Origin of the sequence: Paenibacillus paeoniae (genome assembly GCF_003388735.1) — a bacterium.
In the GTDB taxonomy this organism is placed as follows: domain Bacteria; phylum Bacillota; class Bacilli; order Paenibacillales; family Paenibacillaceae; genus Pristimantibacillus; species Pristimantibacillus paeoniae.
In genome coordinates, this window is the sequence record NZ_QUBQ01000001.1 from 1,481,390 (window position 1) to 1,495,544 (window position 14,155).

12 protein-coding genes are annotated in these 14,155 nt (G+C 49.3%); 11 read left to right on the forward strand and 1 reads right to left on the reverse strand.

What is annotated here, in order from left to right:
• Positions 1-121: 121 nt before the first annotated feature.
• The 3 genes from DX130_RS06670 to DX130_RS06680 all read left to right on the forward strand — a co-directional run bounded on the left by DX130_RS06670 (position 122) and on the right by DX130_RS06680 (position 2,512).
• A complete protein-coding gene (locus DX130_RS06670) occupies positions 122-1,381 on the forward strand; it encodes an APC family permease (RefSeq protein WP_165861183.1) in 1,260 nt (419 codons plus the stop codon).
• Between the two features lie 167 nt (positions 1,382-1,548).
• Entirely contained in the window at positions 1,549-1,998 is a 450-nt protein-coding gene (locus DX130_RS06675; RefSeq protein ID WP_116043806.1) for a GNAT family N-acetyltransferase, read from the forward strand.
• Positions 1,999-2,032: 34 nt separating this feature from the next.
• Positions 2,033-2,512, forward strand: a complete 480-nt coding sequence (locus DX130_RS06680) for a 2-thiouracil desulfurase family protein (RefSeq protein ID WP_116045778.1) — start codon at positions 2,033-2,035, stop codon at positions 2,510-2,512.
• 37 nt (positions 2,513-2,549) lie between these two features.
• Here DX130_RS06680 and DX130_RS06685 read toward each other — a convergent pair whose 3' ends face one another.
• Positions 2,550-3,623 (reverse strand): copper resistance D family protein, encoded by a 1,074-nt coding sequence (locus tag DX130_RS06685; RefSeq protein WP_116043808.1) that lies wholly within the window; start codon positions 3,621-3,623, stop codon positions 2,550-2,552.
• Positions 3,624-3,814: 191 nt separating this feature from the next.
• Between DX130_RS06685 and DX130_RS06690 the strand changes: the two genes are divergently transcribed.
• The 8 genes from DX130_RS06690 (at position 3,815) to DX130_RS06725 (ending at position 14,147) form a co-directional block, all read left to right on the forward strand.
• Positions 3,815-4,738, forward strand: a complete 924-nt coding sequence (locus DX130_RS06690) for a poly(ethylene terephthalate) hydrolase family protein (protein WP_240644328.1) — start codon at positions 3,815-3,817, stop codon at positions 4,736-4,738.
• Between the two features lie 25 nt (positions 4,739-4,763).
• The gene (locus DX130_RS06695; RefSeq protein ID WP_116043810.1) at positions 4,764-5,654 is read left to right on the forward strand and encodes a GNAT family N-acetyltransferase; all 891 of its coding nucleotides are present in this window, start codon (positions 4,764-4,766) and stop codon (positions 5,652-5,654) included.
• Positions 5,655-6,068: 414 nt separating this feature from the next.
• Complete coding sequence (locus DX130_RS06700) at positions 6,069-6,755, forward strand: hemerythrin domain-containing protein (RefSeq protein ID WP_240644329.1); 687 nt, start codon at positions 6,069-6,071, stop codon at positions 6,753-6,755.
• Between the two features lie 121 nt (positions 6,756-6,876).
• Entirely contained in the window at positions 6,877-9,483 is a 2,607-nt protein-coding gene (gene adhE / locus DX130_RS06705; RefSeq protein ID WP_116043811.1) for a bifunctional acetaldehyde-CoA/alcohol dehydrogenase, read from the forward strand.
• Positions 9,484-9,562: 79 nt separating this feature from the next.
• Positions 9,563-10,165 (forward strand): molybdenum cofactor guanylyltransferase, encoded by a 603-nt coding sequence (gene mobA, locus DX130_RS06710; RefSeq protein WP_116045782.1) that lies wholly within the window; start codon positions 9,563-9,565, stop codon positions 10,163-10,165.
• A 77-nt stretch (positions 10,166-10,242) separates the two neighbouring features.
• Complete coding sequence (gene pflB / locus DX130_RS06715) at positions 10,243-12,513, forward strand: formate C-acetyltransferase (RefSeq protein WP_116043813.1); 2,271 nt, start codon at positions 10,243-10,245, stop codon at positions 12,511-12,513.
• A gap of 38 nt (positions 12,514-12,551) precedes the next feature.
• Positions 12,552-13,289 (forward strand): pyruvate formate-lyase-activating protein, encoded by a 738-nt coding sequence (gene pflA, locus DX130_RS06720; protein ID WP_116043815.1) that lies wholly within the window; start codon positions 12,552-12,554, stop codon positions 13,287-13,289.
• Positions 13,290-13,436: 147 nt separating this feature from the next.
• Positions 13,437-14,147: a Crp/Fnr family transcriptional regulator gene (locus DX130_RS06725; RefSeq protein WP_116043817.1), complete on the forward strand. Its 711-nt coding sequence runs from the start codon at positions 13,437-13,439 to the stop codon at positions 14,145-14,147.
• Positions 14,148-14,155: the final 8 nt, after the last annotated feature.

Genomic DNA, 14,155 nt, shown 5'->3' on the forward strand with positions numbered 1-14,155 from the left:
TTATCGGTAAAATCGATAACGAATGGCATATTTTATGTGCTAACACATCATCAATAGGTCAAGTATAATTCATGTACATATCTTGGAAATGGATGATGATACGCAGGGGAGACGACAGATTGTGAAACAGAATAAAATGGGACCGTTAGCCTTAAGCGGGTTTATCATCGGGCCAATCTTAGGTTCGGGGATATTTATATTGCCGCCAATTGTGTATGGCATAGCAGGGGATTGGGCCATTGCGGCATGGGCGTTCATTATCGTCATCAGCTTTATTGTAGCGCTTATTTTTGGTTTTCTTAGTATTCAATTCCCGGGTGACGGAGGGGCAACGAATGCTATTGAGCATGTGTTTGGTGTGTATGTGAAGCGCTTGGCCGCCTTTTATTTGATCATCGGCGTTACTTTTGGTGCTTCGGCAGTGCTGCTGACAGCGGGACAATATATTGAAAAGCTCAATATCGCCTCAGACTTAACGGTCAGCTACTTGTTGTTGCCGGTCTGCATTCTGTTTCTGCTAGCCAGAATAAATCTGGTAGGCAAGATTGCCTTCGGCATGTCCATTATAGCTGCTCTCGTCTTATTCCTTGGAGGAGCCAAGAGCTTGTTGGACGCTCCCAAGACATTGGTCATTGCCAGCAGCTTCAGTCCTTCAGATTTCAGCTACGCATTACTCATTCTGTTCTGGGCGGTATTCGGATGGGAAATTATCGGTAATTACAGCGCGGATGTCATCCATCCTAAACAGACGATCACCAAAGCGATTTTAATTAGTATTACGGCTATATCCATCGTGAACCTTGTTGTAGCCGCCGCTATCCAATGGGCGGATTTCAGCGAGGTTTGGAGTGGAGAATTGACTATCACAGCCATTGTGTATTCCTTATTCGGAAATGCGAGCAATCTCATTATGGCTATAATTGCTTTATTTCTCTGTTGTTCCACGTATTTTTTGTATGTCGGAGGTTTATCACGTCTGATCGCTTCATTAGCGGCGGATCACGTATTGCCGAAGCTGCTGGGCAGACGCTCCAGACATAACGTACCGGTTATCGCGGTATTTGCCGTATTTTTATTAAATTTAGCCGTATTATTGCTTGTACAAGCGGGTGTGTTCGACTTGGAGAACCTCGTTGCCTTTGCGAATAGCTTCTTGACCATGAATGCCTTAATCGGGATTGGAGCAGGAGTCGTTCTTATTCAAAACAGGTTTTTAAAAGGGAGCGGGATCGCCCTGGCAGTCGCATTTATACTCATGCTTATATTCCATTCATCGATGATCGTATTGATTCTCATTGGTGCGCTAGCTATTTATTATGGTGTTAGGCAGGTTGCCGTGAACCGAGAGGTCAAATGGAGAAGCAAGGCGGAGGAACGATAATGGAGAATTTTGCATGGAAGCTGCTGGTTAAGTTATTTCAATGGCTAAGAATGCTTCTGGTCAACAATTGGAACGTTCTAGAGTGAAAGATTGTCTCCGGAATGGTACTATAGAAGTCTAGTCGATGTCCGGACGATATTTTTATAGCCAGAGGAGGAAGTCATACCATGAAATTTAGAAAAGCAGAGAGGGCAGATGTGCGGGAAATTGTCCGCATGCTTGCCGACGATGAATGGGGTTCTAAGCGAGAGCGTTATGAAGATCCTTTGCCAGAGGCTTATTATGAAGCATTTGCAGAGATGGAAGCGCAAGGCGGCAATCAAATTGTGCTGGCTGTTGAAGAAGACGCCATTATCGGTTGTCTTCAGCTAGTCATCATACCTGGATTAGGCAGACTGGGGATGAGACGTGCAATCATTGAAGCCGTGCGTGTCGATCGAGTGTATAGAGGAAGAGGGATTGGCCAAGCCTTGATGAGGGAAGCGATCGATATCGCCAGATCAGAGAAGTGCCAACTGGTACAGTTGACAACAGATAAATCAAGAAGCGATGCCCATCGGTTTTATCATCGCTTAGGATTTGAAGCGAGTCACGAGGGAATGAAGCTGTTTTTGTAAAATGGAGCGACTGGTCAACAGAAAGGACTACAGCATGAAACTATTGGTTAGCTCTTGTCTGGCCGGTTTGAAAGTTCGATATAACGGGACGGATTCGCTCGATACGACGATTCGGGATTTAGTCGAACAAGGTATCGCCGTGACGGTTTGCCCGGAGCTTTTGGGCGGATTCACAACACCGCGGGAACCTGCCGAGATTGTAGGCGGACTTGGCGATGACGTGTGGAGCGGAGGAGCCCAAGTGATCGAGAAGTCGGGCAGAGACGTCACAGATATGTATAGAAGAGGAGCGCTCGTGACTGTAGAGCTTGCTAGAAAGCATAACGCGACTCATATCGTATTGAAGGAAGGCAGCCCCTCTTGCGGAAGCTCGTTTATATACGATGGCACCTTCCAGAATACGAAGCAGTCCGGGTACGGGGTAACGACTGCATTGCTGAGACGAGAAGGCTATGAGGTGTTAGCCGAGCATGAACTGGCCGAATGGCTCCAATCAAAAAACTTCCGCGCATAGCTGCACGGAAGTTTTTTTGATGTCGGACTATTTTACACTAATGAACAGCAAGCAGAAGACCTAGAAATAGACATATCACAGCAAGAGCTGCAAGTAGTGAAAAATGGCTATGTTTGTTTCGCTTGTAACTGGAAAAAAGCATGCTTAAAGCCGCTCCTCCAACAAGAATTAGAACGACGGATGGAAGGTTCCAATGCCATCGCATGTTCAACAGCGACACATCTCCGTGCAGCAAAGTGAACAATCCGGAAGGGACCGGGTCTTCAAATTCGCCTTCATGCGGAGGTTCCTGCATACCCATATAAGCTGTAATCGCCAGAATCGCCAACGCGATAACAGTCTCTATCCTAAGCCAGCGGATCAACTTGCGTTCATCTTTCCCTTGTTTGCTTATTTTCGTTAGAAATCCGTTCATAAAGGCCAGTAGCAATAGCGGCAAAAAGACGAGATGCTTGAGCAGTAGAGCTTCGCCGTAGTTAATTCCCCATGAGCGAAAATATCCGTCTACCAAAATATACATCATAGCGAAGCCGGCAAACACGATGAGGAGCATGCTGCTGACCGCCATCGGCGTGTACCATCGGACAAAGGGCTTCCAATTCAAGCTTCCGCTTGTAAACCAGGCGACCAGAATGAGGACGCCAAGCCATAGGGATACCGCGGCAACATGGACAGATTGATAGACGAAACCCAAGCTTGAGAAGCCTGCAGGATGGCTGGCCCAACCATGAGCGAGTACGGTTAGGCACCATATCCCGGCAAGCAGCCACTTGAATCTATGAATCTTTGGCCGAAAAAGCTGTGCAATGGCATACATGGCGGCACCGCCAATTAGCATCCAAATCCATGCGTTGCCAAACTTGTAGTCTTTCAACACAATGAGGAGCAGCTCATAATAGGGCATGTTCTCCGCAAACGCGCGAAGAATAAAGCTTGTTCGGAGAATGGACATGAACGAGAACACAGGAATAGCCAATAAGCCATACTGAAACAGGTCGAAAGGTATTTTCATTTGTGGCTTGGAGCCCTCAGGCACGAACAATAGCAGAATAAATCCGCCTGTAAAGGCAAAGGACAAATAAAGCAGTGTTTCAAATAAGTAAATATACATGATGATCAGCTCCAGCTCCGAGTGAAAAATAAATGCCAGACCTATCTTATCACAAGAACAAATAATTCAACATACGTTCATATAATAGAGTTCGATTGAGAGTAAAATCTATGATAAGCTAATGATAACCAATTTAATTGGTTTGCATCGTTTGAAAATCGAGATTGTGAACATGGGGGCTGCTAGTACAGATGCTGCAATTGAAAAGAATACTTAGAAGTAAATGGACAATAGGAACGATGGGTTTCCTCTTGCTGCTTATTATCACATGTGCCGTCCTTATGTACCTCCTTGCCAACTCGGCTTCCGTATCCTATGCAGAGGGAAGCATTGAGGCTAAGTATGCAGCAATCGGCGAGTACCAGGTAGATACGATCGAGATAACTGACGAACAAGGGATAAAGCAGTATAAAGTTTATTATCCGCAAGGAGCTCAAACCGCGCATCCGCTTATCGCTTGGGGTAATGGAACAGGGGCGCTGCCGGAAAATTATGCGGAGTTGTTCCTTCATCTGGCCTCATGGGGATTCGTAGTCATTGATACGTATAGCACAACGACGGGTACGGGCACAGAAATTGCCGGCTCGATTGATTATATGCTTGCAGAGAACGATAATCCGGCAAGTATCTTCTATCAGCGGATTCAGACGGATCAAATAGCGGTAGCCGGTCATTCCCAAGGCTCCACAGGTGTTATTAATGCTCATACCAATCATGATACCGGCGCTGCAATCCGCACCGTGGTCTCGATTGCGCTGCCTGACTTGAAATGGTGCGATCCGGAGGACATTTATAATACCTCGGCTCTTCAGGTTCCATTTTTCATTATGGGCGGTACGCGTGATTTTATTGTATCACCGTCCTCTTCCAATAAGCTGGCGCTGGAGACTGCCAATCCGGATATACCCGTCATAATGGCCATGGCAAAGGGCGCGGCCCACACCGCTATTGAAGGCGATGGCGGCAAGCATAGAGGTTATTTGACAGCTTGGATGAGGTATCAATTGACGGATGATCGTGATGCGATGACGGCTTTTGCAGGGAATGATGCAGAAATTGCACGAAATAAAGACTGGAAAGATGTTCAGTCGGCTGGATTTGATCCGGGAAACTAGAATAAGTGCAAGCAGAGGATTTCTAATGAGAGAATATTTGCGAATAGAAGACTACAAGAATGATAACGTCTATAGAGAGAGCTTTAATGATCTGGCGAAATTGGTATTCGGATTGGATTTTAGCGCGTGGTACGAGCAGGGCTGCTGGAATGATCAATATATTTGCTATTCTTATGTTGATAACGGCAAGGTCATTGCTAATGCTTCCGTTAACAAAATGGTCGTCGTTTCGCATGGTGTGAAGTATAACACATTGCAGATTGGCACAGTCATGACGCATCCTGATTATCGCAATCAGGGTCTTTCCGGGAAGCTGTTGAGGTATATTCTTGAACTCTATGAACAGGAGTTTGATTTCATATACTTATTCGTCAATGAATCCGTTCAGGAGTATTATCCGAGATTTGGGTTTGAACGAGTAATTGAAAGCCGTTTCTCGGTAAGCGTTAAAAAGCTGGAGCGTTCATCAGAGCAGCTATCTACGCCTCGCCGGATGGATATCCAATCCTCGAAAGACAGCCGAATTCTTTCGTCATTTGCATCAGAGCGAGTACCGGTCTCATCCAAGCTCGGCATAATTGATAACGAACATCTCCTGATGTTTTATTTTGTCCTCATTTTCCCAGAAGATATTTATTATTTCGAAGAGTTTGAGGCAATCGTCTTGTTCAAGCATGAAGAGGATCAACTGCATATCTTCGATATCATAAGCCTCAAAAGCATAGCCATAGATACCATTCTTCCGAGTCTGATATCGGATCAGACAGAGACCATTCATTTTCACTTTACGCCGGATTACGACTTGAACAAGCTTCAGGTTGAATCTATCACAGATGAGGACGACACCTTGTTTGTCCGGCCTTCGTGGCCCCTTAAGGACAAGCATCTATTGTTCCCTGCGACTTCACATGCTTAATGCCGGCTAACGCCTTTTAGATTATAAAAGTGGCGGTGTTCAGGGTTACATTCCTGACATCGCCACTTTTTTGCGTCTGATTCAGCAGTCTGAGGACGAAGGTTTGTCCCTTCATCTCGTTGCTGATATTTTGGCGGCTTCGAGACAGCTATGTCAGGAAGGTTCAGGTTATTTTTCAATGCTCTATCATTCGTTGCACTAATGATCTAATGGCTGGAACAAACGGAGCAAGACCTATTCTGTAGAAGCGGCAGCGTTCGCCTTTGTATCCGGATTCCAACCTTTAAAGGTTGATTCAGGGAATCTGGATACAACAGCGATCGGAAGAATAGGTCTTGCGCAGTTTGCGCTTTAGCCATGGTTTGCCTTTAAGAAAGTGAATTACGAGCATCTATAGAAATTGGAAAACAATTCATGACTTATCGCAACATGGTGATCTATCTCACAGCGTGGCCGCCGTCAAGCCTTTATACTACAGGGGACAATGAGCTGATTCAATCTATTTATTTGGAGGTGGAGATGATGTTCCATACCCCGTCTAAAACAGTGAAATTAGACCCCAACGATTCTGCCAGGCCAAGCGCATTCATGCAGTTGGCCGTTCGATTACAGACGGAGCACGAGCAATTAAAGGCAAGTTGTGTCTCACTAGGCGAGCTTAGTGCAAGAACAGCTGCCAGCAATGGCGATTATGGCACGTTGCAAATGTTGAAGGAGCTTCGTATGCAAGCGGAAGAGCTGCTGAAAGAATTGGAGCGTCATGCGAAGTGGGAGGACGAAGAGCTGTTTCCCGTATTTTCTCGATACTACAAGCAGAAGGATGAACCGACTATTTTGCCATCCCTTTGGGTACTGGAGAAGGATCACGAGCTTGCACTGCAATTTTTCGAGTCCTTCCTTCAATCGAGCCGCACGCTAATTGGCATGCTGATGCTGGATCAAGGTCGCCCAGACTTGACGCTTATGAAGCTGTTGAAGGACGGCTGCGACCAGTTAACGCAAGGTTGTCTGATTTTGACTGGACACTTCCAAATGGAGGAAGAGCTGATCTTTCCGCTGGCGGAGGAAATATTGACCGACCTGGACTATTTATTTTCATAAAATCAATAAAATTTCCATTAAATTGTGATTTATGTCACCGTCTTCCTATCGACATTCCGTTAAGATGAGGTTATCAAGGAGATGGAAGTCCCTATACCAGATCTCCAAGGAGGAGAAACCTATGGCGGTAAAAGCAAGCCAATTAGATGTTCAAAGTTCGGTTCTCGAGGAAGTAGGCCAGCTGGTGGAGCGCGCAAGAGCCGCTCAGGAAGCCTATCTGTCCATGACGCAGGAGCAAATTGACCGCATCGTCCAGGCGATGGCGCTTGCCGGATTGGATCAGCACATGCCGCTGGCGAAGATGGCGGTAGAGGAGACAGGTCGCGGCGTTTATGAAGACAAAATGACTAAAAACATTTTTGCGACGGAGTACATCTACCATAGCATCAAGTCCGACAAAACGGTTGGTGTCATTGCAGAAAATTCGTATGAAAACTATCGGATGGTTGCGGAGCCAGTGGGCATCATCGCTGGTGTAACGCCGGTGACGAATCCAACATCCACCACGATGTTCAAAGCGTTGATCGCTACAAAGACACGCAATCCGATCATCTTCGCCTTCCACCCGTCCGCGCAAAATTGCAGTGCGGCGGCAGCGCAGACGTTGTTGAAAGCGGCAGTGGCACAGGGAGCTCCAGCACATTGTATTCAGTGGATTGCTACACCTTCCGTAGAAGCGACGCAGCAGCTGATGAATCATCCGGATGTTGCCCTTGTACTCGCTACTGGCGGATCGGCCATGGTGAAGGCGGCTTACAGCACAGGCAAGCCGGCGCTTGGCGTCGGACCGGGCAATGTACCTTGCTTCATTGAGCAATCGGCGGACCTAAGGCAAGCGGTTAACGACCTGATTCTATCCAAGACGTTCGACAATGGGATGATCTGCGCGTCAGAGCAGGCGGTCATCATTGAAGAGCCTGTCTATGATCAAGTGCGCAAGCTGATGAAGGACAACGGCTGCTACTTCCTGAACAAAGCTGAGACGGAAGCAGTCTCCAAGCTTGTCATCAACAGCGAGAAGTGTGCGGTCAACGGTGTTATCGTCGGCCAGCCGGCAGTCAAGATTGCGGAGATGGCCGGCATTGTAGTACCGCAAGAGACGAAGATTCTGGTCGCTGAGCTGGGAGGCGTAGGAACAGCGTTCCCGTTATCTGCCGAAAAGCTAAGCCCGGTACTGGCTTGCTACAAAGTGAAGACGGCAGCGCAAGGCATCGAGCGTGCAGCGGAAGTCGTTGCTTTCGGCGGCCTGGGGCATTCCTCGGTTATCCATTCGCAGAACGATGAGGTTATTCAAGCTTTTGCAGATCGGCTGAAGACGGGCCGGGTAATCGTCAACTCGCCTTCGACGCATGGCGCGATCGGCGATCTGTACAATACGAACCTGCCGTCGCTGACACTTGGCTGCGGCTCGTATGGACACAACTCCACTACATCGAACGTAACGGCTGTGAACTTGCTCAACATCAAGCGTATAGCATATCGGACAGTCAATATGCAATGGTTCAAGATTCCGCCGAAAATTTACTTCGAGAAAGGTGCTACACAGTACCTGGAGAAGATGCCGGGCATCTCGCGCGTCCTAGTTGTAACCGATGAGATGATGGTGAAGCTGGGGTATGTGGAGAAGCTGGAATATTACTTGAGGAAGCGGACTAACCCGGTTGCCATTGAAGTATTCTCGAATGTCGAGCCCGATCCGTCGGTGGAGACTGTCGAACGCGGAACGCGGCTGATGGACGGCTTCAAGCCGGACTGCATTATCGCGCTGGGCGGCGGTTCCCCGATGGATGCGGCGAAAGCAATGTGGCTCTTCTATGAATACCCGGAGACCGACTTCCACTCGCTCAAGCAGAAGTTCCTGGATATCCGCAAGCGTGTTTATAAATATCCAAGGCTGGGAGAGAAGGCCCAGTTCGTAGCTATACCGACAACATCGGGCACTGGCTCGGAAGTGACCTCGTTTGCCGTAATTACCGATAAGCAAGAAGGGCATACGAAATACCCGCTGGCCGACTATGAGCTGACGCCGGACGTAGCCATTATCGATCCTGAATTTGTTTATAGCTTGCCGAAGACCGCTGTTGCGGATACCGGCATGGACGTCCTGACTCATGCGATTGAATCGTATGTGTCGGTGATGGCAAGTGATTATACGGACGGCCTTGCGCTTCATGCAATCAAGCTCGTGTTCCAGTATCTGGAGAAATCGTATCATACGGCTGATCCGCTGGCCCGCGAGAAAATGCATAACGCTTCGACGATTGCCGGCATGGCGTTCGCGAATGCCTTCCTGGGTATTAATCACAGCCTTGCGCACAAGTGGGGCGGCGAATATCATACGGCTCATGGACGGACGAATGCGATTTTGATGCCGCACGTAATCCGCTATAACTCACAGAAGCCAACGAAGTTCGCTTCGTTCCCGAAATATAGCCATTTCATTGCCGATGAGCGTTATGCGGAGATCGCGCGCATGTTGGGCTTGCCTGCCCGCGCAACGGCGGAAGGTGTGAACAGCTTGATAGAAGCGATTCGCAAGCTGAACCAATCGCTCGGTATTCCGGAGAAGTTCCAGGATCTTGGCGTGGACCCGGGTGACTTCGAAGCCAAGGTTGATTATTTAGCCGACAGAGCGTTCGAAGATCAATGTACGACCGCCAACCCGCGGATGCCGCTTGTTACGGAGCTTGCAAACGTCTACCGCAACGCATTTTACGGCAACTTCTAAGAGAACTGGGCAAGCTGCCGATCTAAGGGATCGGCAGCTCCTTTTTCATCATCTACAGATGGGAGGAGCAATTATGTTCATGTCAGGCGTAATTCTGGCGGGCGGCAATCATCCCCGCATGAACGGTCGCAACCGGGCTTTACTGGAGGTTGACGGGGAAGCGATGATTCTTCGGCAAATTCGCGAAATGCAGACCTGCTGCAGCGAAATTACAATCGTTACGAATGATCCGCAGCCGTTTCTTCGCGTCGTGGACCGGGATATCCGTATCATTACCGATTACTTTATCGGTCAAGGATTGCTAAGCGGAATGCATGCCGGACTAGCGCTTGCGAAGCACCGCCATGTGTGGCTGCTGGGCTGTCATATGCCGTTTCCCTCTGCTTCTGCAGCCCTGCTGCTATTGTCCCGGTTGCAAGAGGGTATGGATGCCGTGCTTCCTTGGGTGAAGGGAAAAGCAATTCCCCTGCACGGAGTCTACGACCGTTCTAGTACTGAACCCATTGAGAAACTGCTCAAGGGAGGTTATTCCAGCAAGTCAGCACTGCTCAGTGAAATGAATTGGCATAAAGGAAGTGAATGGATTCTGAATGAGTATGGCATCGACAGCGGATTCATTCAGTCCATCCAGACGATGGAGGATTACGAGCGAATGATTCGCAGCACGATGAACGCACATTGAGTAAGTTAATGTGAGCTTTGTCATAGAGAAGTGAGCCGGAAGAGCGTAAGCTTACCTTATAACGGAGGTGTTTCATCATGGCAATGATAGAGAAGCAAATCGCGGATCGGCCGGGTACACTTGCAGCTTGGCGCGGATTCACGGCTGGAAGCTGGCAGAAAGGGATTGACGTTCCATCATTCATTGAACGCAATCTTACGTCCTATGAAGGCGACGAGAGCTTTCTGGCAGGACCGACGGAGAACACAGAAGCGTTATGGAGACAGGTTAGTCAGCTGCTAAAAGAAGAGCGTGAGCGCGGCGGCGTGCATGATATCGATGTCAATACGGTATCGTCCATTACATCCCACGCGCCAGGCTATATTGATCAGGCTAAAGAAAAAATTATCGGCCTGCAGACGGATGCTCCGCTTAAACGTGCGGTTCAGCCTTTCGGCGGCATCCGGATGGCCGCTGATGCTTGCGATGCCTACGGCTACAAGCTGGCGCCTGAACTGGACGATTTGTTTACTCATATTCGGAAAACGCATAACCAAGGCGTATTCGATGCTTATACAACGGATATGCGCGCCGCGCGCAGAGCTGGCATTATTACGGGATTGCCCGATGCTTACGGCCGGGGAAGGATTATCGGTGACTATCGCCGCGTCGCTCTGTACGGCGTAGATCGTCTGCTTGCTTCGAAGAAAGAAGAGCTGCTGCAACTGGAAGTGGATGCGATGACGGAAGACATTATTTTGCTTCGTGAGGAACTCTCCGAGCAAACTCGCAGCTTGGCGGAGCTGAAGAAGATGGCGGCAACCTACGGCTATAATATTTCTGCGCCGGCAGAGAATGCGAAGGAAGCGGTTCAGTGGCTGTACTTCGCTTACCTTGCCGCGATCAAAGAACAGAACGGTGCAGCGATGAGCTTGGGGCGGGTGTCCAGCTTCCTTGATATTTATATCGATCGCGATCAGAGAGAAGGCACGCTTACGGAAAGTGAAGCTCAGGAATTGGTGGACCACTTCGTCATGAAGCTGCGAATCGTCAAATTTCTGCGCACACCGGATTACAACGAATTGTTCAGCGGCGATCCGACTTGGGTAACCGAAGCGCTGGGCGGCATGGGCCTTAATGGCAAGACACGCGTTACACGCAATTCGTACCGCTTCCTGCACACTCTCTATAATCTCGGTCCTGCACCGGAGCCGAACTTGACGGTGCTATGGTCGACGCAGCTGCCAAAAGCCTTCAAGCGCTATTGCGCCCGTGTATCGGCGGAGACCAGCTCTATTCAATACGAAAACGATGATCTGATGCGCCCGCACTTCGGCGACGATTATGGCATTGCGTGCTGTGTATCGGCTATGCGAATCGGAAAGCAGATGCAGTTCTTTGGCGCTCGCGCCAACTTGGCCAAAGCTCTGCTCTACGCGATTAATGGCGGCGTAGATGAGAAGCTGGGCGGGCAAATCGGACCGGCGATTGCGCCTATTACGTCGGAAATTCTCGATTATGAGGAAGTGAAGGCCAAGTTCGATCTTGTGCAGGATTGGCTCGCCAAGCTGTACATGAACACGTTGAACGTCATTCACTATATGCATGACAAGTATTGTTATGAACGGATCGAGATGGCGCTTCATGACCGCGATATCGTGAGGACGATGGCTTGCGGCATAGCCGGCTTGTCGGTTGTAGCAGACAGCTTAAGTGCTATCCGGTACGCGAAGGTGCGTCCGATTCGCAATGAGCAAGGCGTTGCGATTGACTTCGAGATCGAAGGGGACTTCCCGCAATATGGCAATAACGACGATCGTGTCGACAACATTGCCGTCGAGCTGACAGAAGGTTTCATGAACCGACTCCGCAAGCATAAGACTTATCGCGGTGCGATCCCGACAATGTCTGTGCTTACGATTACGTCCAATGTGGTATACGGGAAGAAGACCGGAAGCACGCCGGACGGCCGTAAAGCCGGAGAGCCGTTCGCGCCGGGCGCCAATCCGATGCATGGCCGGGACAAGAAAGGAGCGCTTGCTTCTCTCGCATCTGTCGCAAAAATTCCATATTCCCATAGTTTAGATGGCATATCCAATACGTTCTCCATCATTCCGAAGGCGCTTGGAAAAGAAGAAGCGGAGCGCTCAGCTAATTTGGCTGCACTGCTGGATGGTTATGCGCTAAGCGGCGGTCATCATTTGAACGTGAACGTATTCAACCGGGAGCAGTTGATGGACGCCATGGAGCATCCGGAGCAATACCCGCAGCTGACGATCCGCGTCTCCGGTTACGCGGTCAACTTCATCAGGCTTACAAGAGAACAGCAACTGGATGTTATTAACCGTACGTTCCACGGCGAGGTCTAGAGCAGCGTGAACGTCACCAGGAAAGGAGCGTGACCCGCATGAAAGGACGGATTCATTCCATCGAAACATTCGGTACTGTGGACGGACCAGGCATTCGCTTTGTCTTGTTCATGCAGGGCTGCGCGCTGCAGTGCCGATTCTGCCATAATCCCGATACTTGGGATACGTCTAAGGGAAGACAAGTGACTGTGGACGAAATTTTGCAGGAGATAGAACCTTATCTGCCTTACTACCGGGCATCGGGCGGGGGGATTACGGTGACAGGAGGGGAGCCTACTCTTCAGGCCCCCTTCGTCGCCCAATTGTTCAAAGCTTGCAAGGAACGATACGGATTGCACACGGCGCTGGACAGCTCAGGGTTTTGCGAGCCGAGTCATGCCGCAGAGCTGATGGACTATACAGACCTTGTACTGCTCGACTTGAAGCAGCTGGATCGTGATAAGCATGAATGGCTGACGAGACAGCCTAATGACCGGATTCTGACTTTCGCGAAGTGGCTTTCGGAGCGCAAGCAGCCCATGTGGATCAGGCATGTACTCATCCCGGGAATAACGGACCAGGCCAGCGATCTTCAAGCGTTAGGCGCTTTTGTCAGCAAGCTGAAGTCAGTCGAGAAGCTTGATTTATTGCCTTATCACCGTATGGGGGTTTATAAGTGGCAGCAGCTAGGCCGTGCTTATACACTTGATGAGGTCCATACCCCAACGGAGCGGGAGGTCGACCGCGCAAGGCAATTGATCGAGATCGGCAGAAAGGAAGCAACCCTGCACGCATAGGCAGAGGTTTCCTGATTGTTCCAGAATAGTCCCTTCCAAGATATAGGGGATATTACCCTTGAAAGATCAGTGAAACCCCCGATGTTCGAAAAACTCATCCGACGGTATGATAGATACAAATGAATCGCTCGGAGGGAGAAGGACGATATGGGAATGAATGCAAGACAACCGGAAGGCTTGGAGCCCCTGCTGTCGCAAGAAAGCTTTGAGAAGCTGAAAGGCATCATGTATGTCAGGAACTTCGAGAAAGGCAGCTGCCTGTTCTGGGAGGGCGATGCCGCCAATCATTTGTATTACATCATGCAGGGACGAGTTCGCACGACAAAGTCGGCGGACAACGGACGGACATTAACCCTATATCTCCATCAGCAAGGCGATTTGATTGGGCAGATGGACCCGTTTCTGGAATCGGTGCACAACTTCAGTGCGGAAGTGACCGAGGATGTCCAGGTCGGTGTCATTCAGAGGAAAGACCTTGAAGTGCTGCTCTGGCAGAACAGCGACCTTGCCATTGAATTCATGAAATGGATGGGACTGATGCATCGTCTGACCCAGACGAAATTCCGCGATTTGATCATGTTCGGCAAAACCGGAGCGCTTTGCTCGTTGCTTATACGGCTTGGCAATTCGTACGGCAAGGAAACGGACGGCGGCATCTTGATCGACATGAAAATTAATAATACAGAGTTGGCCGATATGATCGGCGCTACTCGTGAAAGTGTCAACCGCATGTTGAGCGAGCTGAAGCGAGAAAAGGTCATTCAAAACCACAATGGTTATATGGTTATACAGGACTTGGCATATCTTCGGGAAGTGTGCCATTGCGAGAATTGCCCGAAGGAAGTTTGCCGCATGTAGGCATCAAG

Excerpts from the sequence above, each read along its gene's own strand:
- DX130_RS06685 (WP_116043808.1), bottom strand. The coding sequence starts at position 3,623 with ATGTATATTTACTTATTTGAAACACTGCTTTATTTGTCCTTTGCCTTT.
- mobA (WP_116045782.1), top strand. The coding sequence starts at position 9,563 with ATGTCAGGCGTAATTCTGGCGGGCGGCAATCATCCCCGCATGAACGGT.
- DX130_RS06725 (WP_116043817.1), top strand. The coding sequence starts at position 13,437 with ATGGGAATGAATGCAAGACAACCGGAAGGCTTGGAGCCCCTGCTGTCG.
- DX130_RS06675 (WP_116043806.1), top strand. The coding sequence starts at position 1,549 with ATGAAATTTAGAAAAGCAGAGAGGGCAGATGTGCGGGAAATTGTCCGC.
- pflB (WP_116043813.1), top strand. The coding sequence starts at position 10,243 with ATGGCAATGATAGAGAAGCAAATCGCGGATCGGCCGGGTACACTTGCA.
- DX130_RS06700 (WP_240644329.1), top strand. The coding sequence starts at position 6,069 with ATGACTTATCGCAACATGGTGATCTATCTCACAGCGTGGCCGCCGTCA.
- DX130_RS06680 (WP_116045778.1), top strand. The coding sequence starts at position 2,033 with ATGAAACTATTGGTTAGCTCTTGTCTGGCCGGTTTGAAAGTTCGATAT.
- adhE (WP_116043811.1), top strand. The coding sequence starts at position 6,877 with ATGGCGGTAAAAGCAAGCCAATTAGATGTTCAAAGTTCGGTTCTCGAG.
- DX130_RS06695 (WP_116043810.1), top strand. The coding sequence starts at position 4,764 with ATGAGAGAATATTTGCGAATAGAAGACTACAAGAATGATAACGTCTAT.
- DX130_RS06690 (WP_240644328.1), top strand. The coding sequence starts at position 3,815 with ATGCTGCAATTGAAAAGAATACTTAGAAGTAAATGGACAATAGGAACG.
- pflA (WP_116043815.1), top strand. The coding sequence starts at position 12,552 with ATGAAAGGACGGATTCATTCCATCGAAACATTCGGTACTGTGGACGGA.